Source organism: Jiangella mangrovi, assembly GCF_014204975.1.
GTDB classification, from domain to species: domain Bacteria; phylum Actinomycetota; class Actinomycetes; order Jiangellales; family Jiangellaceae; genus Jiangella; species Jiangella mangrovi.
The window spans coordinates 5972601-5993845 of the sequence record NZ_JACHMM010000001.1; the positions used below are offsets into that span (position 1 = coordinate 5972601).

Below are 21245 nucleotides of genomic sequence, written 5' to 3' on the forward strand. Positions count from 1 at the left end.
GATCTTGGGCGGAAACGGAGGTCGCGAGTGCCGGTACCGACGGTTCCGACCGGGGTCCGGGCCGCCCGGCCATGGCCGGGCGCCGCGTCACGGCAGGTCCTGCCGGGCGCCGCGAGCACCGTCGTCGCCGCTCTCGTCGGGGGTCCACGGCTCACCGGGGAGGTCGTGGCCGCCACCCGCACGCTGACCGCCGTCCTGGTCGACCACGGAACCGGGCCGGTGCTCCTGTGCATCACCGGCCCGGCTGCCGTGCGCCTCCCGTGCGCCGTCGTCACGCCCTGGCCGGTGTCGGGGCTGCGACCCGGCCAGCGGGCGGTCGTCGGCGACGGCGAGCTGAGCATCGGCGATCCGGGGGCCGACGGCGTCCTCGTGTCGGTCGCGCGGTGGTGGCGGGTGCGCCCGGCGACCATCGGCGACGTCGCGCTCGCGCGCTCGCGCACGGCGGGCCTCGCGGACGGCGCGGGGCTCGACGGCGGCATCGTGGCGGCCTCGGGGCGGCTCGGGCTGGCGCTGCTCTGTGGCGACGACGACGAGCTGGCGGACGCCGTCGACGGCCTGCTCGGTCTCGGGCCCGGCCTGACGCCCGCCGGCGACGACGTGCTGGCCGGCGCGCTGGTCGTCGCGGCCGCGCTCGGCCGGGCGGCGCGGCTGGCATCCGCCGTCGGGGCCGCCGTCCCGTTCGCGCGCACCACCGCCGTCTCCGCCGGTCTGCTCCCCCACGCCGCCCACGGCCTGGCCGCCCCGCAGCTCGCCGCGTACCTGGCCGCGCTGGGCGCCGCCCGCGGCGACGTCGACGCGGCCGAACGGCGGCTGCTCGACGTCGGCCACACCTCCGGCGCCGCGCTGCGGCTGGGCGCCGTGGTCGCCCTGGCCGCGCTCGCCGGCGGTCCGCGGTGATCCGCCACATCGAGGTGCGCACCGGCACCTACCACGACTCCGTCACGTTGATGCAGGTCAGCCAGGCGGTCCAGGGCGAGGACGGGGTCGGGGCGGCACTCGTCGCCATGGCCACCCAGCTGAACCTCGACCTCCTGGCCGGCATGGGCTTCGAGCCGCCGTCCGCCGGCCCCAACGACCTCGTCGTCGGGATCACCGCGGACGACGACGCCGCGCTCGGCCGGGCGCTGGTGCGGCTCGAGGCGGCGCTGTCGGCGGGGGGTTCCGGCGGCGGATCCGAGGGCGGCGGGTTCGACGCCGCTCCCCCGCGGTCCGTCGGGTCGGCCGCCCGGCGCGACGGCGCCACCGTCGCGTTCGTCTCCACGCCCGGCCCGTACGCGTTCGTCGACGCCATGGACGCGCTGCAGCACGGCCTGCAGGTCGTCGTGTTCTCCGACAACGTCCCCGTCGAGCAGGAGGTCCGGCTCAAGCGCGAGGCCGCCGAGCGCGGACTGCTGGTCATGGGTCCCGACTGCGGCACCGCGGTGGTCGGCGGCGTCGGGTTCGGGTTCGCCAACGTGGTGCGGCCCGGCCCGGTCGGCGTCGTCGCGGCGTCCGGCACCGGCGCACAGCAGCTGCTCGCCTTGATCGACGGCGCAGGCGTCGGCATCAGCCACTGCCTCGGGGTCGGCGGCCGCGACCTGTCCGCCGAGGTGGGCGGCGCGTCCACGCTGGCCGCGCTCGACCTGCTGGCCGACGACGACGCGACCGAGGTCGTCGTGGTCGTCAGCAAGCCGCCCGCGCCCGAGGTCGCCGACGCCGTCCGCGAGCGCACCGAGAAGCTCGGCAAGCCCGTCGTCCTCGCGCTGCTCGGCCCCGGCCGGCCCGACCTCACCGCCGTCGCCGAGACCGTCGTCACCACCGCCGGCGCCGAGTGGGCGCCGCCGCGGTCCTGGCCGTCGACGGCGCCAGGTGCCGGTCCGTACCCGTTCGTGCGCGGGCTCTATGCCGGCGGGACGCTCTGCGACGAGGCGATGCTGCTGGTCAGCGCGGAGTTCGGACCTGTGCGGTCGAACATCCCGCTGGCGCCGGCCTGGGCGCTCGAGCCGGACCTGCGCGCCGACGGGCACACGATGATCGACTTCGGCGACGACACCCTGACCCGCGGCCGGCCGCACCCGATGATCGACAACTCGCTGCGCATCGAGCGCCTGCTCGCCGAGGCACGCGACCCGTCCTGCGGTGTGGTGCTGCTCGACGTCGTCCTCGGGCACGGCGCGCACCCGGACCCGGCCGGCGAACTGGCGCCGGCGATCGTGCGGGCCCGCAACGTGGCCGGCTCGCGCGGCCGCGACCTCGCCGTCGTCGTCGCCCTCATCGGGACCGACGCCGACCCGCAGCGGCTGGACGACCAGGCCCGGGCGCTGCGCGACGCCGGCGCGTCCGTGCAGCTGTCCAACGCCGCGGCGGCCCGCGAGGCGGTCGCGCTGGTCCGGGACGGTGCCGATGGCTGACCTGCTCAACGACGAGCCGCGCGTGGTCAGTGCGGGCGTCGACCTGTTCGCGGCCGCACTGGTGGCCCAGGCCGTGCCGGTGACGACGGTCGACTGGCGGCCGCCGGTCGACGGGACGTCGGACGACCTGGTTCGTGTGCTGGCCGACCCGCGGCGACCCGAGGCGAACGAGCTGGCATTGACGCGCATGCTCGAGGCCGGGGCCGAGCTCGTCGACGTCCGTCCGGCCCGCGAGGTGCTCGGGCTGGAGCCCGGGCAGTTCCTGCACGCCGGCCCGCCGGTCACGTGGGAGCGGGCGTCCGGGCCGCTGCGGGGCGCGCTGATCGGGGCGACGCTGTTCGAGGGCCTGGCCCCGACGGCGTCCGCTGCGGAATCGCTGCTGGCCGCAGGCTCGTCCGTCGAGTGGGGCCCGTGCCACGACCGTGGCGGCGTCGGCCCCATGGCCGGGGTCGTGTCGCCGTCGATGTGGCTGTTCGAGCTGGCCGATCCCGCGAGCGGGCGGACGGCGTGGTGCTCGCTGAACGAGGGCCTCGGGGCGGTTCTGCGCTACGGCGCGTACGGGCCGGAGGTGATCGAGCGGCTGCGCTGGATGGCCGACGTGCTGGGGCCGCTGCTGCAGGCCGCCGTGCGCCGGGGCGGACCGGTGGACGTCAAGGCGATCGTCGCGCAGATGGTCCAGATGGGCGACGAGGGCCACAACCGCAACCGCGCCGGCACGCTGATGCTGCTGCGCGACCTGCTGCCGGCCATGGTCGACAGCGGGGCGCCGTCGTCGGACGTCGCGGCGGCCGCGGCGTTCATCGGCGGCAACGACCACTTCTTCCTCAACCTCGTCATGCCGGCCGGGAAGCTGCAGACGGCGGCGGCCGCCGGCATCCCGGGGTCCAGCGTGGTGACGACCATGGCCCGCAACGGCACCGACTTCGGCATCCAGGTGTCCGGAACCGGGTCGGCCTGGTTCACCGCCCCCGCCAACACGCCGGTCGGGATGTACCTCGGGGCGTACGGTCCCGACGACGCCAACCCCGACATCGGCGACTCCGCGATCACCGAGACCATCGGCCTCGGCGGGTTCGCCATGGCCGCCGCCCCCGCCATCGTCCGCTTCGTCGGCGGCTCTGTGCCCGACGCGCTGGCGACCAGCCGGCTCATGTACGAGATCACCGTCGGCGAGAACCCCGCCTATGCGTTCCCGATCCTCGAGTTCCGCGGCGCGCCCACCGGCATCGACATCACGCTGGTGGCGCGGACGGGCGTGTTGCCGCAGATCAACACCGGTATCGCCGGGCGCGTGGCCGGAACGGGTCAGGTCGGCGCCGGCCTGGTGCAGCCCCCGATGGACTGCTTCACCGCCGCCCTCTCCGCCCTCGCCGCCGCCGTCCCTCCGCCGCCCGCCCCGGAATGATCACGTTCACCACCCGATTCCGTCCCACAGCAGGCCTGCAGCCCTCCTGATGCGCGGGCGATCCTCGGGATGAGTGGACCTGAACTCGGGAAAGCGATTGCCGCCCGCCTCACCAGGCCTGCCCGTGCGTCACGAGGGCTGCAGCCCTCGTGGAGCAGGGACTCGGGTGGTGAACGTGATCATTCCGAGGCGGGGAGGTCGGAGGGGGTGTCGACGTCGGCGGGGAGACCGGTGCCGGTGCAGTCGACCGGCGTGACCAGGGACGGGTTGGCCTGCATGAAGGGGCGGGCACCGACGTCGCCGACGGCGAGATCCGCGACCTCGGACCAGACGGCACGGGACAGCAGGACCGGGTTGCCGCGCCGTCCGTCGTAGGTCGCCACCGCCACCTGCGTACCCGATGACCAGGCTGCGGCCAGACGGCGGACCGCTTCCACCCCCACCCAGGGCTGGTCGACCAGCGCCACCACGACGGCGCCGGCAGCTGACGCCGTCAACGCGCGCAGGCCGGCCCGCAGCGACGAGCCCATGCCGCTCGCCCAGTCGGGGTTGTGCACGACGATCGCGCCCGGCACCGTCAGCGAGACCGCGCCGGACACCACGACGACCGGGTCGCAGCCCCCGGACGACAGCAACCGCGCCGCCCGGTCGACCAGCCGCGATCCCTCGTACTCGACCAGCGCCTTCGGCCCGCCGTACCGCGACCCGGACCCGGCCGCGAGGACGAGCCCCGCGACGTCAGAGGGCATCCGACGCGAGCGGTTCACGGTGGATCGGCCCGCTGGTGTCGCGCAGCCGGCGGCCCGACCCGCCCCAGCGCGCCGCGATGATCTCGGCCGCGATCGACACCGCGGTCTCCTCGGGCGTGCGGGCACCGATGTCGAGGCCGAGCGGCGACGCCAGCCGGGCCAGATCCGCCTCCGACACCCCTTCGGCACGCAGCCGCGCCAGTCGGTCGTCGTGAGTGCGCCGCGACCCCATGACCCCGATGTAGGCGGCCGGGGTGCGGACGGCCTCGGCCAGGAGCGGCACGTCGAACTTGGGGTCGTGGGTGAGCACGCAGATGACCGTCCGCGAGTCGACCTGCGTCGCCGCGAGGTAGTCGTGCGGCCACTTGACCACGACCTCGTCGGCGTCGGGGAACCGCCGTGGCGTCGCGAAGACGGGCCGGGCGTCGCACACCGTCACGTGGTAGCCGAGGAAGCGGCCGACCCGGACCAGCGCCGCGGCGAAGTCGATGGCGCCGAAGACCAGCATGCGCGGCGGCGGCGCGAACGACTGCACGAACACCTGCAGGTCGTCCAGGCGCCGCTCCCCCTCGGCGCCGTAACGCCGGATGCCGGTCATGCCCTGTTCGAGCATGCCGCGGGCGTCGTCGGCGACGGCGTCGTCGAGCCGCTCGCCGCCCAGCGACCCGGCCACACGGTCCGGCCAGACCACCAGGTGCGCCCCCACCGGCCCCGGCCCGGCGACGACGGTGGCGACGGCGACCGGCTCGGCCTCGTCGATGCTCGCCGCGACGTCGACCAGTCCCGGGAAGGTCGTGCGGTCGACCGCCTCGACGAACACGTCGATGATGCCGCCGCAGGTCAGCCCGACCGCGAACGCGTCGTCGTCGCTGACGCCGTAGCGCTGCAACACGGGCGCGCGGCCGTCCATGACCTCTTGCGCGAGCTCGTACACCGCGCCCTCAATACAGCCGCCGGAGACGCTGCCGACGGCCTCGCCCGCTTGGGTGACGGCCATCGATGCGCCCGGTTGGCGGGGCGCGGACTTGAACGTGCTGACGACGGTGACCAGGCCGGCCCGCTCGCCGTCGCCGACGGCGCCCACCAGCTCACGCATGACCTCTTGCACGGTCACCCTCCCTCCCGGACGAGTCGAGCAGCCCGGCCAGCTCCTGCATCGCCGCCAGCGAGTGCCCGGCGACCAGCCGGTCGACGTACGGGAGCGCGGCCCGCATGCCACCCGTGCTCGGACTGTATCCAATATATCCGCGATGGGGATTCACCCATACGATACGCCTGGCCAGCCGCGACAGCCGCGCCATCTGCGTCGCGAGCTGCTCCGGCCCGCCGCGTTCCCAGCCGTCGCTGCCGATGACGACGACGGCGCCGCGGGCCGTCCCGCGCTGCCCCCAGCGGTCGAGGAACTCCTTCAGCTCGTCGCCCAGCCGGGTCCCGCCGCTCCAGTCATCGATGGTCGCCGATGCCGCCGCCAGAGCGGCCGCGGGATCGCGCCGTCGCAGCTCACGGGTGACACGGGTCAGCCGGGTCCCGACGGTGAACACCTCGGTGCCGGGGCGCACGCGGCAGGCAGCATGCGCGAAGCGGAGCAGCGTCTCGGCGTACGCGGCCATGGATCCACTGACGTCGATGAGGAAGACCAGCCGCCGCTGCCGCCGTCCGTGCGAGTGCCTCCGCAGCTCGACCGGCTCGCCCCCGTGGCGCAGCATGCTCCGCACGGTGCGGCGGGCGTCGACGGGGCCCGACGGCGACGGCTTGCGCCGGCGGGTGGTGCGGTCGGGGGCCGCCGGGAGCAGCGCGCTGACGTAGCGGTGCACCTCGGCGCGGTCGGCGGCGCTGAGCGTGGCCACGTCGCGGTGGCGGAGCACCTCGATGCGGCTGGCGGTGGCGATGCGCTGCTCGGGGGCGTCGCGGTCGTCGCCGTCGCCGCTCACGTCGGCGGGGTCGACCGGGACCGCGACGAGCCGCTGCACCGGCGGGACGGCGACCCGGTTCGGCGGGCGCGCCGGGCCGCCGCCGAAGTACGCGGCGAACACCCGGTCGTAGGTCTCGACGTCCTCGAGGGAGCCACACAGCGTCGTCCGCCCGGCCCAGTACACCGGCCGCAGCTCGGCCGCGCCCAGGACGTCGAGCGCCTCGAGCATGGCGTGCACCCGCGTGGGCGGGACGTCGACCCCCGCCGCGGCGAGCCGCCGGGCGAACCCGAGGACCTGTGTGTCGACGGCGACGTCGACGGCGACCGGCGATGGCGCCCGCCCGCTCATGGGCGGCCGACCAGCTCCGCCACCTCGCCGGTGACGCGCTCGGTGTCCTCCTGGTACTTGAGCACGGCGCCGAGCGTGCGGGTCGCGAGGTCGGCGGAGAGCTCCGTCGCGCCGAGCGCCGTCAGCGCCGTCACCCAGTCGATCGACTCGGCCAGCCCCGGCGGCTTCAGCAGGTCGGCGGCGCGCAGCCGCTGGACCGCGCGGGCGACGTCGTCGGCGAGCCGCTCGCTCACGCCCGGCAGGTGCCGCCGGATGACCGCGACCTCGCGCTCGAACGTCGGGTGCGCGAGCCAGTGGTAGAGGCAGCGCCGCTTCAACGCGTCGTGCACCTCGCGGGTCCGGTTGCTGGTCACGACGACGACGGGTGGCGTCCCGGCGCGGACGGTGCCCAGCTCGGGGATCGAGATGGTGAACTCGGACAGCACCTCGAGCAGGAACGCCTCGAACTCGTCGTCGGCGCGGTCGATCTCGTCGACCAGCAGCACCGACGGCGTCGTCTCGAGCGCCCGCAGCAACGGCCGGGCCAGCAGGAACCGGCGGTCGTAGAGCTCGTGCTCGAGCCGCTCGACGTCGGTGACGCCGGCCGCCTCGGCGGCGCGCAGGTGCAGCAGCTGGCGCGGGAAGTCCCAGTCGTAGAGGGCCTGCGCGGCATCGACGCCCTCGTAGCACTGCAGCCGGATGAGCGGCGCGTCGAGCACCTCGGCGAGTGCCTGGGCGAGGGCGGTCTTGCCGACTCCGGCCTCGCCCTCGAGGAACAGCGGCCGGCCCATGCGCAACGCCAGGAACGCGGCCGTCGCGAGCCCTTCATCGGCCAGATACCCGGCGGTGTCCAGCCGCTGGGCCAGCTCGCCGGGCGTCGTCGCTCCCTCGGTGTCCGCCATGACACCACGCTACGCCGCGCCGGCCGCTCCCCGCTCGCGCTCGCGCGCCGCCGGCACCGGTCAGCCGGCCAGGTACGGGTCGAGCGCGGCCGCCTCGCGCCGGAGCCGGTCGGCGGCGTCGGGACGCCCCAGGGCGTCGTAGCGGTCGGCCTCGGCGCGCCGCTCGGCCACCTGTTCCTCGATGATCGCCCGGACGTCGCCGGCGGTCAGCAGCAGCCGCTCGGCCTCGGCCGCGCCGAGCCCGACGTGCGCACCGGCCACGTGCTCGCTGGTCGCCTTGCCGGTGGGCCCGGCCGGGGCGACGGCCTCGGCGTTGTCGATAGCGGCGAGGGTGGTGCGCAGGGCGGTGACGGCGTCCTTGCGGCGCTCCTTCATGGCGGCGACGAGGTCGGCGCGCAGCCGGGCGCGCACGGCCTGGACGTCGGCGGTCATGGTCGTGCTCCGTTCGTGAGGAAGTGGTGGACGTCGTCGGCGTAGCCCGCGGGGACGTGGCCGGCGCCGGGGTGCAGCACGACGGTGCCGCCGGGCACCAGGTCGCGGACCCGGCGGGCGGTGGCCCGCTGGTCGAACATGCGGTCCTTCGCCCCGGCGACGACCAGCAGCGGCATCGCGAGCCCGCGCAGCTGGTCGTCGGTGAAGACCGGCAGCGGGTCGCGGCGATACCGGAAGCCGCGCTGGATGAGCAGCAGGTACTCGTCGAGCGCGCGCAGGGCCGCGGCGTCACCGCTGGTGACGCCGTCGTCGATGCCGCGGGGGCCGAGCACGATCCGGCCGGCCGCCCGCCGCCCGCGGTCGCCGAACGGCAGCAGGAACGCCGACGCGAGGACCGCGGCGTAGCGCTGGCGTCCGATGCCGCCGGGCACGAGCAGGGCGAGCCGCTCGACGCGCTCCGGCCGGCGCAGCGCGTAGTCGAGCGCCGTCCAGCCGCCGAGCGAGGTGCCGACGAACGCCGCTTGCGCGACCCCCAACCCGTCGAGCACGTCGTCGAGCCACTCCGCGTAGCCGTCCGACGTCAGTGGCAGCCGGGCCGGCGCGCTGAGCCCCGGCTCGCCGAGGAGGTCGACGGCGTACAGCCGGTGCGTCGTCGACCACGCCGCGACGTCGCCCGCCCACGCCACCGAGTTGAAGCCGGCGCCATGCAACAGGACGACCGGCGGCGCGGTGTCGGGACCGGAGGCGAGTACGAACGTGTGGCCGTGCCGCGTGGGCAGCGTGACCTCGGTGGCCGGCACGGGCCAGCCGTCGAGGAACGTCCGGTACCGCGCCTCGACCGCCCGGCGCGCCTCGGCCGACCGGTAGACGGCGCTCACAGCTCGGACTCCGCGAACGTGCCGACGAGCCCGACGACCGCCGCGGTGTCCTCGGCGCCGCCGATGGCGACGATCTTCAGGCTCTGCCGCTGCGGGTCGTACACCGTCTCGAGGTGCAGCCGGGGGCCGTCGCCGGACCGGCCGCCCACGGCCGCCGTCACGAGGGTCGACAGGCGGCTCATGGCCGTCTGGTCGACGCCCTCGACCTGGACGACGGCGGTGACCTCGACCCTGCGCGCGGGCGCCGGCGCCTGTGGACGGACGGCGCTCGTCCGGCCGCCCGTCAGCGCGTCGACGTCCTCGGGAGCGATGCGGTACTGCTTCCCGATGCGCACGGCCGGCAGCCTCCCGTCGCGCACGTACGCGCGGACGGTGCGGACGTGCAGGCCGAGCAGCTCGGCGACGTCCTCGGCGGAGTAGAGGGTCCCTGCTGTCATGTCATTCATCATTCCCTATACGACCGTCTGATGCAATCGAATAGGGAGTAATACAGATGTCTTGCGCAACATCGAGGATCGTCAGGAATCGTCACCGCCATCCCCGCTTCGACAGGTACCAGCAGAAGAGCGACCGCCCCGGACATATCACCTTGTCACCAGGTAGCCCGATGGCCCATCCTCGTGGGCGTGGTGACCGCGGCCGGACTGCTCAGACACGACGGCGCGTTCCGGACGCTGTTCGCGGCGCGGACCATCTCGTTCCTCGGCGACTCGCTGAGCCTGGTCGCGCTCATGCTCTACGTCGCCGACACCGCCGGGCAGGCGCTGGCGGTCGCGCTGCTCCTGCTGGTCGGCGACCTCGCGCCGGCGCTGCTCAGCCCGCTGGCCGGCGCGGTGAGCGACCGCTGGGACCGGCGCCGGGTGATGATCGCCTGCGAGCTGGTGCAGGCCGGGCTGCTCGCGGCGATCGCGCTCTCGCTGCCGCCGTTGCCGCTGCTGCTCGTGCTGGTGGGCACGCGGGCGATCGCCGGGCACGTGTTCCTGCCCGCGTCGCGGGCGGCCGTGGCGACGCTGGTCCGGCCGGGCGACCAGGCCGCCGCGAACTCCGCGCTCGGGCTGGCGACCAACGGCGGCGAGGCGGTCGGCCCGCTCGTCGCGGCGGTGCTGTTCCCGCTGGTCGGCGTCCGGGGCGTGCTGCTGGTCGACGCCGCGACGTTCCTGCTGTCGGCGCTGCTGCTCCTGCGGTTGCCGCAGCTGCCGCCGTCGGCACCCGATGGGGAGCCGGGGAACGACGGCGGCGGCTCGCTCCTGCGCGGGGCCCGCGAGGGGCTGGCGTACCTGTGGCGCGAGCCGGCGCTGCGGATCATCGGGCTCGGCTTCTGCGCGGTCGTCGCGTTCAACGGGATCGACGACGTCGCGCTGGTGGTGTTGGCGACGGACACCTTCGACGCGGGCGACTCGGCGGCGGCGACGCTGCTGGCCGCCGTCGGCATCGGGCTGTTCGCCGGGTACGCGCTACTCGCCCGCTGGTCGGCACGGGCGTCGATGCTGTGGCTGCTGCTCGCCGGGTTCGCCGTCAGCAGCGTGGGCAATTTGCTCACCGGGCTCGCGTGGGCGGTCGCCGCGGCGTTCACCCTGCAGGCGGTGCGCGGCCTGGGCATCGCCGCGATGGACGTCGCGACGAACACGCTGCTGCCGCGGCTGGTGCCGGACGCGATGCTCGGGCGGGTCTTCGGCAACCTCTACGGCGCGATCGGCCTCGCCGCCGGGGTGTCGTACGTGGCCGGCGGCCTGTTGCTCGACGCGACGTCCGCGCCGGCGACCTTCGTCATCGCCGGCGTCGGGGGCACGCTCGCCACCGTCGCGGTCGCCGTCACGCTCCCCCGGGAACTTCGCCGAAAAAGATCGGCGGAAGTGTGAACCATTTCACTCCGCCGATCGTCATACAGTCACGGGCCGGTTCGGCGGAGGGTTGCTGACCCATGCGAGGTCTCGTGATCGTGCGGTGCTCCCGACGTTGGGCGGCTGCGGGCTCAACGAGCGGTAGCAGCACATAGTGACCGCCTGTGCGGCGCCGGTCACCACGATCACGCCTCCTCCGACCGGCCCGGCCAGCCGCAGCCGGCCCCGTCGCTGCCGGCAGGCCGACGCCGTCAGCCCTCGGCTTCCTCTGCTCGCTCGAGCCGCGTCTTCAGCAGGCTCACCAGCGTCGTGACCAGCAGCGTCAGCGTGATGAAGCCGAGCGACGTCGCAATGCCGATCTCCGGCAGCGGGATGGAGCCGAGGTGGTCGACGTGCGAGCCGTGCAGCGCCTCGATGACCAGCTTGACGCCGATGAAGCCGAGGATCAGCGACAGCCCGACGTTGAGGTAGACGATCCGCTCGAGCAGCCCGCCGATGAGGAAGTACAGCTGCCGCAGCCCCATCAGCGCGAACGCGTTGGCCGTGAACACGATGTACGCGTCCTGCGTCAGGCCGAAGATCGCCGGGATCGAGTCCAGCGCGAAGATCACGTTCGCCATGCCGATGGCCGCGATGACGATGAACAACGGCGTCAGCATGCGGCGCCCGTCCGCCCGCGTGACGATGCGGCTGCCGTCGTACTCCGCGCGCAGCGGCAGCACCCTGCGCAGACCGCGCAGGACCGCGTTCTCCTGGAAGTCCGGCTCGCCGTCGTCCTTCTCGGTCGCCAGCCGGTACGCCGTGTAGATGAGGAACGCGCCGAACAGGTAGAACACCCAGCTCGCGGCCGCGATGGCCGCCGCGCCGGCCGCGATGAACGCCGCCCGCAGCACCAGCGACGCCACGATGCCGATGTAGAGGACCTTGTCCTCGGCCAGCGGCGGGACCGCGAACCGAGCCATGATGATCACGAAGACGAAGAGGTTGTCGACGCTCAGGCTGTACTCGGTGACGTAGCCGGCCACGAACTCCGAGCCCTGGCTCGGCGAGCCGAAGACGAACAGCGCGCCGGCGAACAGCGCGGCCAGGCCGACGTAGAACAGCACCCAGCGGGTCGCATCGCCGACGGTGACCTCGCGGTCGCGGCGGGCGATGACGGTGAGGTCGAGGACCACGATCGCCAGCAGCCCCACGACCGTCAGGACCCACACATAGCCCGGCACGGCCGAGACCATCCCCGTCCCCTCTCGTTCGGCGAAACCGTCGCGACGTTACTCTCCGACCCTGTGAGCCGTCTGTGCGCTGGCTCACAGCAAGTAGATTTTGGATACATTAGCGGAGTCGCGAGTGAGTGACGAGACGTTCGAGCGACTGGTCGCCCCGCACCGCCGCGAGCTGGCGGCGCACTGCTACCGCATGCTCGGCTCGGTGCAGGACGCCGAGGACGCCGTGCAGGAGACGCTGCTCGCGGCCTGGCGCGGACTGGACGGGTTCGAGGGGCGCAGCTCGGTGCGCACGTGGCTCTACCGCATCGCGACCCGCGTGTGCCTGCGGCAGGCGTCCAAGCGGCCGCCGCGGCTGCTCTCGCCCGACCACGGCCCGGCCTTCACCGACGTGTGGGACCTCGGCTCGCCCGTGGACGGCCCGGTGTGGCTGGAGCCGTGGCCGACGGGTGGTGGGGGTGACCCTGCCGACGAGTACGTCTCGCGGGAGGGCGTCGAGCTCGCGTTCGTCGCGGCCCTGCAGCACCTGCCGGCGACCCAGCGGGCGGTGCTGATCCTGCGCGAGGTGCTGCAGTACTCCGCGGCCGAGACGGCGTCGCTGCTCGACACCACGCCAGCGTCGGTGAACAGCGCCCTGCAGCGCGCCCGGGCCTCGGTCGGCGACCGGCTGCCCGCCGTCAGCCAGCGCGACGAGCTGTCAGCACTCGGGGCGTCGGGCCGGCGGGACCTGGTCCACGCGTTCGTGTCGGCCTGGGAGGCCGCCGACGTGCCGGCACTGCTCTCGCTGCTGAGCGAGGACGCCCGGTTCACCATGCCGCCCCTCCCCGCCTGGTACTCCGGCCGGGTGGACGTCGGGCGCTTCCTGGCGGAGCGGGTGTTCGAGACGCCGTGGAAGCTGCGGCCGGCCTCGCTCAACGGCCAGCTCGGGTTCGCCTGCTACCAGCGCAATGTGGCCGACGGCGTGTTCCGGCTGAGCGGGGTCAACGTGCTGAGCGTGCGGGACGGCCTGGTGACCCACCTCAGCACGTTCATCGACCCGGCGCTGCTCCCCCACCTCGGCCTCCCCGCCACCCCACCCTGACCGCTCTCGACCATGATCATCAATGATCCGACCCCCTATGGGTGGTTGGATCATTGATGATCATGGGCCGGCGGTGGCCACCAGCCGTGTGCTCAGTCGGACGAGGAAGGCGTCGGCCTCGTCGTTGACCTCATCTGGTCGATGCGACCCGCCCTCGATGATCGCGGATTCCGGTCTTGACCATGATCATCGGCGATCGCTGGTGCTATGACGCCAGTGATCGCCGATGATCTGCGGGGGTCGGCGCCGCGCCCGGAACGCGGACACAAAGAGGCCGCTCCGCCAGTTGGGGGGCAATTGGCGGAGCGGCCCTTGTGAGTTCCATGGTAGCGGAGCGTGACCACCTTGTCGCACTAAGTGACAGTACGTCCGCTGACCTGCGCCGATACGACCTACACATCCCAGAGAATCTCCCCGGCCCATGCAACCGAGCACCAGGCTGAGGAGTGATTGATGGTGAGAGCCGATACCCGGTCGCACCGTCCGGGACGGCGATGTCAGGAGGTCCACCATGATCGTCCGGCAACGGGTCCGGCGGGCGGCCATCGCCCTCGCCACGGCCGTCATCGTGCCCATCGGCCTGCTCGCGACCAGTGTCGCCGCGGAGGCCGCGACCACCTACAAGGGCAAGGTCACCGAGGGCGTCAACGTCCGCAGCGCGCCGACCAGCTATGCCACGAAGGTCGGGTCGTACGCCAAGGGCGCGACCATCACGATCCAGTGCAAGGTGTTCGGGCCCACCGTCAGCGGCAACAGCCTCTGGTACAAGCTGGCGACCGGGCGCTGGGTGTCGGCGCGCTACGTCGCGAACGTCGGCGCCGCGCCGCGCTTCTGCGGCGACGGCAAGGAGTACGTCGGCCGGGTGTCGTCGTCGACGGCGCTCGCGGTGCGCAGCGGCCCGAACACGGCGAACCCCAAGGTCAGCTCCGCCCCGCGCGGCTCGAACCTGGCCATCGTCTGCAAGGTCGACTCGCAGACCATCGACGGCAACCGGCGCTGGTACCAGCTCACCGGCGACGGCGGCGGCCAGTGGGTGTCCGCGCGCTACGTGACGAACATCGGCGCGGCCCCGCCGTACTGCTAGAGACCCGCTCGAGCCCTCTCAGGGGAACGACGGCGCCGCCTCACATCCGGGGCGGCGCCGTCGCCGTTCGCGGCTTCACCCCGAGCAGTGCGAACGCCAGCGCCCCGGCCGCCGTCAGGGCCAGCAGCGTCAGCCCGACCCCGTAGCCGTCCAGCAGCACCTCGTACGTCGCCCCCATGACCAGCGGCGGGAAGAAGCCGCCCAGTCCGCCGGCCGCGCCGACGACGCCGGTCACCGTGCCGACCTTCTCGGGCGGCGCCAAGCGAGCCACCCACGCGAACACGCCGCCGGTCCCCAGCCCCAGGAAGAACGCGAGCAGCACGAACTCGATGCCGGCGGGCACCTCGAGCGGCGGCTGGAACGCGACCAGGATCGCCATGACCGCCGTCCCGGCCAGCGAGATCGCGACCACCGTCCGCGGCCCGATCCGGTCGGACAGCACGCCACCGACGGGCCGGGCGACGACGGCGGCCAGCGCGAAGCCGGCGGTGCGGGTGCCGGCCGCCGTCAGGTCGAAGTCGTAGATGTCGTTGAGGTAGGTCGGCAGGTAGGTCGAGAAGGCCACGAACCCGCCGAACGCCACCGCGTACAGGAACGACATCTGCCACGTCACCGGCAGCCGGACCGCGTCGTTCAGCTTGGGCAGGACCGGTGCGGTGTTGGGCGACCAGGTCGGCGCGTCGCGCATCAGCAGCCAGCACACCCCGGCCGTCGCGACGAGCGCCACGGCCACGATCACGTGCGTCGCCACGTAGCCGAACCAGTCGACGAACCGGGGCGTGAAGAACGCCGAGAGCGCCGTCCCGCCCATGCCCGCACCGAACACGCCGGTGGCGAAGCCGCGCCGCGACTGCTCGTACCAGGCGTTGACGAACGGGATGCCGACCGCGAACGTCGTGCCGGCGATGCCGAGGAAGAACCCGAACACCAGCAGCAGCGCGTACGACCCCGCCTCGCCGGCCACTGCCACCAGGACCACGAACGGCGCCGCCGCGACCATGAGGACGGGGAACATCAGCCGGCCGCCGAACCGGTCGGTCAGGGCGCCGGCCAGGATTTGCTGGGTCTCCCAGGTGATGATTCCGTCCTTGACGTACACCTTCCAGGAGCATGAGCCGGTGCAGTTGACGCCGTGGGTCGACCGGACGACCTCGTCGTGGCTCCACCGGTCCCGATAGAAGACGTCGCCCTGCCGGCCGCCCTCCCTGAACACCACCCGCCCGTCGGCGGACTCGTCCCAGCGGGTGAAGAACCGGCCCGCCTTCAGCAGCGCCTCCGACGCCGGCCCGTCGACCCCGGCCGGTTCTCCTCGGGTCGCTCCTCGGACTGGTCCTCGCGCTGGGTCCCATCGGGCGACCTCGTTCCCGTGGTCGGCCGCCTCGCCCTCCCCTGCGCGAGGCGATGTTTCCGAGCATGGACATGATCACGAGAGCGAGACACGGATCACGCGAAACTCTCTTCACACAGGTCGCGGACGCCACGGACGCGCGGGCCGCCCCGAGTTGGACAGAGCACCCCGCGAGTTTGGTATGGTTACGCAGCCGCTGGCGCTCCACGAAGCGCAGCAAGTCCGGGTGGCGGAATAGGCAGACGCGCTAGCTTGAGGTGCTAGTCCCCGTCAAGGGGGTGGGGGTTCAAGTCCCCCCTCGGACACTCTTCATTGTGCCCCTCATCAGCAGAGATGTTGGTGAGAGTTCACGTCATCGCGGCGTGCCCATGGCTACGTCACCGATTCGTCGGTCTCTGAAGGATCACGATGCAGGTGTGCCCGCGCAACCGTACCTGCGCGCCCCGAGGGCCGGCCGAGCCCACCCTCCGTCCGGCCGAGGCGTCGGCGGTCTCACCACTCTGCGAGCGAGCCGTCGGGATGCCGCCAGATCGGCGCCCGCCAGCGATGACCGTCCTGGGCGACTCGACGGACGGCCTTCTCGTCGATCTCCAGGCCGAGACCAGGCGCCATCGGCCGCTCGACATACCCGTCACGGACGGAGAAGCCGGCCGGATCGACGAGGTCGCCCAGGAGGCCGGCGGCCTTGCCGTCGTGCAGGCCGAGTGCCTGTTCCTGGATGAGGAAGTTGGGCGTGGCGAGGTCGACCTGCAGGCAGGCGGCCAATGCGATCGGGCCCAGTGGGCAGTGCGGTGCCAGAGACACGCCGTGGATCTCGGCCATGGCGGCGATCCGGCGGCATTCCGACACCCCGCCCGCATGGGAGAGATCTGGCTGGGCGACAGCGATTCCGCTGGCCAGGACGTCGCGAAAGTCCCAGCGGGAGTACAGCCGTTCCCCCGTCGCGATCGGCACCGAGGTCGTCGCGGCGATGCTCACCAGCTCGCTAGAGAGCTCCGGAACGACCGGTTCCTCGACGAACAGGGGGTGGAACTCCTCGAGCAGAGGCAGCACGCGGCGGGCCATTGCCGGGGAGAACCGGCCGTGGAAGTCGATGGCGAGGTCGGCGTCCTGGCCGATCGCCGCGCGCACGGCCGCCACTCGTGCCACCACCGCGTCGATGCGTGCCGGCGTGTCGATGGTGGCGACCGGATCGTCCCACCCGTTGAACTTCACCGCCGTCAGCCCGGTCGCCATGGCCTCGGCCGCCTGGTCGGCCAGCTCCTCGGGCCCTGACCCGTGTACCCAGGCATAGATGCGCACCCGCTCCCGAACCGGTCCGCCGAGCAGCTCGTGCACGGACGCGCCTCGCGCCCGGCCGGCGATGTCCCACAGTGCCTGATCGATGCCGGCGACTGCACTGGACAGCACCGGGCCGCCCCGGTAGAAGCCGGCCTTGGTCAGCACCTGCCAGTGGTCCTCGATGCGCAGCGGATCGCGCCCGACGAGCTGGTCCGACAGCTCGTCGACGGTGGCGGCCACGGTCGCGGCCCGGCCCTCCAGCACCGGCTCGCCCCAGCCGACCACACCGTCGTCGGTTTCGATGCGCAGGAACAGCCAACGCGGCGGGACGGTGAAGGTCTCGATTCGGGTGATCTTCATATGGTGTCCGTTCCGGTCAGGTGGCGAAGCGGGCGCCCAGCCCGCCATCGACGTACAGCTCGGTGCCAGTCATGTACGTGGCCTCGGCGCTGGCGGCGAAGGCAACCACCGCCGCGATCTCGTCCGGCTCGGCCAGCCGGCCGAGGGGGCAGGACTCCGCCACCTCGCGCTCGGCCCGATCCGGGTCGCCGGTGGCGGCGAAGGCGGCCTCGACCGGCCCCGTACGGGTCCAGCCCGGGCAGACCGCGTTGACCCGGACGCCGTCCGGCCCGAGCTCCACCGCCATGCTGCGGGTCAGGCCGACGAGCCCGGCCTTGGCCGCGGCGTACGGGAACATCCCGCGTGTGGTCAGCTTGGCGTGCAGTGAGGAGACGTTCACGACGGCGCCACCGCCGGCCGTGCGCATGCCGGGGATGACGAACTTGGCGCACAGCCACGCCGCTCGCAGGTCGATCGCCAGGAACCTGTCCCACTCACTGACCGTGAGGTCGGCGAGCTCGAAGTGTGCGTTGACGCCGGCGTTGTTGACCAGGACCGTCACGCCGCCGAACCGCGAGGAGACGGCTGCCACCGCGGCGGCGATCTGATCCTCGTCGGTGACGTCGGCGGGCACGAACAGGGCGGCCGGGCCGAGCTCGTCGGCGACGGCCCGGCCGCCCGCGTCGTCCACGTCGCAGAACCCCACGCGAGCACCCTCGGCCACCAGCCGGGCCACGATCGCCCGCCCGATGCCGTGCGCCGCGCCTGTCACGAACGCGACGGTCCCCGCATGTCGTCCCATGGATCAGCTCCTGTGTCGATGTCCTACGGCTCGACGACCACGGTCACGGGCCGCGAGCGCACGGTGAGGCCGTTCAGCGTCACCGCCGCCCAGATGCGCGCCGTACCGGCGCCGCCCGCGTCGACCAGGTGGCCAGTCGGCCCGCCGGTCACGACCGTCGCGACGGCGGAGTTGTCGCTGCCGTAGGAGATGGAAGCGCCGGTGAGGTCGGCGAGCGTGCCGTCGCCGAGCAGGCCGCGGGTGATGACCGGCGTGGTGGCGCCGACGGTCAGCGTGGCTGCGCCGACCGCGGTGACCGCGTCCCACAGCTCGCCGGCGGTCGCGGTCTGGAACTGCGGGACCCGGATGAACACGAGCTCGGACGGCATCACCGGCGTCGCCGTGCCGGGCTGGCTGAACGTGACGTGGTGACCGGCGCCGGCGTTGAACCGGTAGGTCCCCACGTAGACCCCGAACCGGGTGTATTCGGGGTTGCGGCCGGTGCCTGACCACTCGCTGTAGACCGACATTGACTGTCCGTCGGCGTGCTCGACGAGGATCCGCAGCGCTTGCGGCGCCGTCGACGATGACCGGCGCGCGTAGACGCGGTAGGCGCCCTCCTGGCCGAACGTCGGCGAGTAGCGCGTCGTCTTCGTGTCGACGGCGACCGGTGGGGCGGTCGTCGTGACGGCGGCCATGCTCGCCAGAACGGGAACAGTGGTGACGGCGCCCGGCCCGGCGTTGGCGGTGTCGATCGGCTGGAAGCCGACCGCAGCGTACGACGTCGAGCCGGGCACCGCGTTGACCGAGCCGACGTCCACCACCAGGGCCTGCCAAGCCGCGAACGTGCGCCGGCCGGGCTCGAACCACACGGCGGGGTCGCTCCACAGCACGTTCCGCTCGCTCTCGAGAACCGCCCGCGGGTTGGCCGTCAGCAGGTTCTGGAAGGCGAACACCGGGCTGAACAGGCGCACCGCCGGCTGCGTGGCCGCCGACGGGTCCGACAGGACGTTGCGGCGCATCCGGTTGTCGCGCATGTGCTCGTCGGTGTCGACGAACCAGACCTGGTGCGGGTTCAGGAACTCGTTGCCGACCAGCGCGTTGAACTGCCCCGCGTGCACCAGCATGGGCAGCGACGCGCCCGTGACGCTGTTGCGTTCCCACCAGACGTTGCTGGTGCTGTGGTCGGCGTAGAGACCGAACCCGAACGGCCGGCTGACACCGGTGCCCAGCCGGAGCATCCCGGGCGCGTCCACGATGACGTTGTGCCGCACCAGCGACGGCGCGGACAGGTTGGTCATGGTCGCGATGTTGATGGCGCCGGCGTCCGCGGTCGACAGCACCACGTCCTGGATCCGGTTGTAGGCGATGATGTTGCCGCCCTGGTTCCGGAACGCGAACACGCCTTGCCGCGGCAGGTTCTCGATCAGGTTGCCGGCGACGAGGTTGCCGGCCGCGTAGACGGTGCTCGGCGGCCGGCTGTCCAGGTTGATCCCGGCCGCGCAGAGCCACACCCGGCCGCCGTCGCGGATGGTGTTGCCGGTCAGCGCGTTGCGCAGTGGGGCGAAGTCCTCGACCTCGTCGCGGGCGTCGTACTCGTAGCCGTAGCCGAGCCGGGCGGACGTGAGCAGGATCCCGCCGGCCCCGATGTCGTCGATCAGGTTGCCGTCGACGACGTTGTCGCAGCTGTCCAGGTGCAGCCAGATGCCGTAGCCGTCGACGGCGGTGACGTGGCAGCCCTCGATGCGGCTGTCCGAGGCGCAGTCCAGCACGACCGCCGCATCGGTGACGACCCGCGGCTCGGGGTAGGACTCCGCGGTGGCGCAGTGGGTGAACGTGAAGTCGCGCAACGTCAGCCAGCGCACCCGGGCGCCGGTCACGCCGTCGCCGGCCAGGACGACCAGCCGGTTCAGCACCGGGACGACGAACTCCTGGGTGGCCGGGTCCTGCCCCGCGGGAGGCAGGTAGTCCAGCCGCTCGTCCGCGGTCGACAGGTACCACTGACCCGGCACCTTCAGCTCGGTGCGCACGCCGCGGACGGTGAACGGGCTGGCCGGTTCCAGCCGCCCGGTGGTGGGCGCCGCCAACTGGATCTCCCCGGTCGAGGTGTCCACCGAGTCGATGTCGCGGCGTTCGTTGAAGTACTGGAAGCCGCTCACGACCTCGACGAACGCCTCAGGGTCGTCCGCCCAGGGCTGCCGGGCGAACTCCGCCTTCAGGGTCTGGTGGTTGTTCGGGTCCCAGCCGGTCACGGCGATGCGCTGGAACTCGATCGAGCTGTAGCCGGCCACGTAGTCGACGGCGTCCACCACGACGCGCTGCTCGCCCACGGCTGGGGCCGGCAGGATCTCGCCGTCGGGCTGGGCCATGGCCGAATTGGTGGTGAACACGAGTGCGTCGAGGTGCACCCGGCCCTCTGCCGCGGTGCGGATGTTGGACACCCGGACGGTGTGGGTGCCCGCGGTCAGCGACTGCCCGGTGAGCACCCGGCTGTACCGGACGACGCGGAAGTCGTCGTCGCTCTTGGCAATGGTGCCGGGGGTCAGCGTCGGCCCGCCGTCGATGCGCAGCCGCAGCCAGGTCTGGCTGTTCTCGTACCCGGTCGACACACCGAGCCAGAGGTCGTAGGTCCCGGTCACGGGGGCGTCGACGGTGTAGTCGACGTAGTCGCCACTGCGGGCGAGGCCGGCCAGGATCAGGTTCGGGTACTGCCCGCCGTGGTAGAGGTTCCCGGTCGCGGGGTACCGCACCAGCGGGGCGCGCACGCCGTCCACGAACAGCGTCCGGAACCGCCCGGCGCCCGGCACGCTCAGGCTGCGAATGCCGTCGGCGTCCGGCGCGCCCCAGGTGCCGGACAGCACCCGGCCACCGCTGAGCACGGCGGCGCCCGGCACCTCGGAGCGCCACACCACGGGGCTGGCGGCGTCGGCGCCGGAGTCCTGCGGGCCGAAGGTCAGCGGCGCGTCCAGGTAGTAGGTGCCCGGCCGGACGACCACCTCGATGCCGCCGGCCGGTAGCGCATGGGAGTTCAACCAGGTGCGCACGGCGTTCAGGGCGCCCTGCGGGCTCCGCAGCGGGCCGGTGGTCGCGCCCGGCTGCGGGCTCGGGTGTTCGCCGGTCCAGCCGTCGTCGCCGTCGGTGGCGACGTAGAACGTCTTGCCCGCGGCGTGGGCGGGCAGGGCTCCCAGGCCCAGCAGCCCGCTGCCCACGGCGACCGCACCCACCCCGCGCAGCAGGGTCCGGCGGCTCAGTTCGGTTGTCATGGCACTGC

Annotated in this window: 18 protein-coding genes and 1 tRNA gene; 7 read left to right on the plus strand and 12 right to left on the minus strand. The window is 73.1% G+C overall.

What is annotated here, in order from left to right:
* The first annotated feature begins 27 nt into the window (after nucleotides 1-27).
* Genes HD601_RS36075 through HD601_RS27735 form a run of 3 tightly spaced genes read left to right on the plus strand, consistent with a single transcriptional unit; the run spans nucleotide 28 to nucleotide 3795 of the window.
* Entirely contained in the window at nucleotides 28-897 is an 870-nt protein-coding gene (locus HD601_RS36075; RefSeq protein WP_184827431.1) for an oxamate carbamoyltransferase subunit AllH family protein, read from the plus strand.
* On the plus strand, nucleotides 894-2390 hold the full coding sequence (locus HD601_RS27730) for an AllF/FdrA family protein (protein WP_221441365.1): 1497 nt from the start codon (nucleotides 894-896) through the stop codon (nucleotides 2388-2390). The genes HD601_RS36075 and HD601_RS27730 overlap by 4 nt, the downstream gene beginning before the upstream one ends.
* Nucleotides 2383-3795, plus strand: a complete 1413-nt coding sequence (locus HD601_RS27735; protein ID WP_184827433.1) for a YlbE family protein — start codon at nucleotides 2383-2385, stop codon at nucleotides 3793-3795. The genes HD601_RS27730 and HD601_RS27735 overlap by 8 nt, the downstream gene beginning before the upstream one ends.
* Nucleotides 3796-3974: 179 nt before the next feature.
* Here the strand turns inward: HD601_RS27735 and HD601_RS27740 are convergent, their stop codons facing one another.
* The 7 genes from HD601_RS27740 to HD601_RS27770 are packed head-to-tail and all read right to left on the minus strand — an operon-like array spanning nucleotide 3975 to nucleotide 9433.
* The gene (locus HD601_RS27740) at nucleotides 3975-4544 is read right to left on the minus strand and encodes a nucleotidyltransferase family protein (protein ID WP_184827435.1); all 570 of its coding nucleotides are present in this window, start codon (nucleotides 4542-4544) and stop codon (nucleotides 3975-3977) included.
* Nucleotides 4534-5652, minus strand: a complete 1119-nt coding sequence (locus HD601_RS27745; RefSeq protein WP_184830230.1) for an XdhC family protein — start codon at nucleotides 5650-5652, stop codon at nucleotides 4534-4536. The genes HD601_RS27740 and HD601_RS27745 overlap by 11 nt, the downstream gene beginning before the upstream one ends.
* A complete protein-coding gene (locus HD601_RS27750; protein WP_184827437.1) occupies nucleotides 5633-6805 on the minus strand; it encodes a vWA domain-containing protein in 1173 nt (390 codons plus the stop codon). The genes HD601_RS27745 and HD601_RS27750 overlap by 20 nt, the downstream gene beginning before the upstream one ends.
* Nucleotides 6802-7686 (minus strand): AAA family ATPase, encoded by an 885-nt coding sequence (locus tag HD601_RS27755; RefSeq protein ID WP_184827439.1) that lies wholly within the window; start codon nucleotides 7684-7686, stop codon nucleotides 6802-6804. Before HD601_RS27755 ends, HD601_RS27750 begins: the two co-directional genes overlap by 4 nt.
* 60 nt (nucleotides 7687-7746) lie before the next feature.
* Nucleotides 7747-8118 carry a GatB/YqeY domain-containing protein gene (locus HD601_RS27760; RefSeq protein ID WP_184827441.1) on the minus strand — a complete coding sequence of 124 codons (372 nt, stop codon included), beginning with the start codon at nucleotides 8116-8118 and terminating at the stop codon, nucleotides 7747-7749.
* A complete protein-coding gene (locus HD601_RS27765) occupies nucleotides 8115-8996 on the minus strand; it encodes an alpha/beta fold hydrolase (protein ID WP_184827443.1) in 882 nt (293 codons plus the stop codon). The genes HD601_RS27760 and HD601_RS27765 overlap by 4 nt, the downstream gene beginning before the upstream one ends.
* Nucleotides 8993-9433 (minus strand): helix-turn-helix domain-containing protein, encoded by a 441-nt coding sequence (locus tag HD601_RS27770; RefSeq protein ID WP_184827445.1) that lies wholly within the window; start codon nucleotides 9431-9433, stop codon nucleotides 8993-8995. Before HD601_RS27770 ends, HD601_RS27765 begins: the two co-directional genes overlap by 4 nt.
* Before the next feature lie 189 nt (nucleotides 9434-9622).
* Here HD601_RS27770 and HD601_RS27775 point away from each other — a divergent pair, with 189 nt between their 5' ends.
* On the plus strand, nucleotides 9623-10855 hold the full coding sequence (locus HD601_RS27775; protein WP_221441367.1) for an MFS transporter: 1233 nt from the start codon (nucleotides 9623-9625) through the stop codon (nucleotides 10853-10855).
* A gap of 233 nt (nucleotides 10856-11088) precedes the next feature.
* Here the strand turns inward: HD601_RS27775 and HD601_RS27780 are convergent, their stop codons facing one another.
* The gene (locus HD601_RS27780; RefSeq protein ID WP_221441368.1) at nucleotides 11089-12060 is read right to left on the minus strand and encodes a TerC/Alx family metal homeostasis membrane protein; all 972 of its coding nucleotides are present in this window, start codon (nucleotides 12058-12060) and stop codon (nucleotides 11089-11091) included.
* 124 nt (nucleotides 12061-12184) lie between these two features.
* Here HD601_RS27780 and HD601_RS27785 point away from each other — a divergent pair, with 124 nt between their 5' ends.
* Both HD601_RS27785 and HD601_RS27790 read left to right on the plus strand, forming a co-directional pair.
* On the plus strand, nucleotides 12185-13141 hold the full coding sequence (locus HD601_RS27785) for an RNA polymerase subunit sigma-70 (protein ID WP_221441369.1): 957 nt from the start codon (nucleotides 12185-12187) through the stop codon (nucleotides 13139-13141).
* Nucleotides 13142-13652: 511 nt separating this feature from the next.
* A complete protein-coding gene (locus HD601_RS27790) occupies nucleotides 13653-14225 on the plus strand; it encodes an SH3 domain-containing protein (RefSeq protein WP_184827451.1) in 573 nt (190 codons plus the stop codon).
* A gap of 40 nt (nucleotides 14226-14265) precedes the next feature.
* Here the strand turns inward: HD601_RS27790 and HD601_RS27795 are convergent, their stop codons facing one another.
* The gene (locus HD601_RS27795) at nucleotides 14266-15441 is read right to left on the minus strand and encodes an MFS transporter (protein ID WP_343076459.1); all 1176 of its coding nucleotides are present in this window, start codon (nucleotides 15439-15441) and stop codon (nucleotides 14266-14268) included.
* A gap of 352 nt (nucleotides 15442-15793) precedes the next feature.
* On the opposite strand from HD601_RS27795, the gene HD601_RS27800 reads away from it, so the two are divergent.
* Nucleotides 15794-15878, plus strand: a tRNA-Leu gene (locus HD601_RS27800).
* Between the two features lie 187 nt (nucleotides 15879-16065).
* Here the strand turns inward: HD601_RS27800 and dgoD are convergent.
* The 3 genes from dgoD to HD601_RS27815 are packed head-to-tail and all read right to left on the minus strand — an operon-like array spanning nucleotide 16066 to nucleotide 21237.
* Nucleotides 16066-17214: a galactonate dehydratase gene (gene dgoD, locus HD601_RS27805; RefSeq protein ID WP_184830233.1), complete on the minus strand. Its 1149-nt coding sequence runs from the start codon at nucleotides 17212-17214 to the stop codon at nucleotides 16066-16068.
* A 16-nt stretch (nucleotides 17215-17230) separates the two neighbouring features.
* Nucleotides 17231-17995: an SDR family NAD(P)-dependent oxidoreductase gene (locus HD601_RS27810; RefSeq protein ID WP_184827453.1), complete on the minus strand. Its 765-nt coding sequence runs from the start codon at nucleotides 17993-17995 to the stop codon at nucleotides 17231-17233.
* A 23-nt stretch (nucleotides 17996-18018) separates the two neighbouring features.
* On the minus strand, nucleotides 18019-21237 hold the full coding sequence (locus tag HD601_RS27815) for a right-handed parallel beta-helix repeat-containing protein (protein ID WP_184827455.1): 3219 nt from the start codon (nucleotides 21235-21237) through the stop codon (nucleotides 18019-18021).
* Nucleotides 21238-21245: the final 8 nt, after the last annotated feature.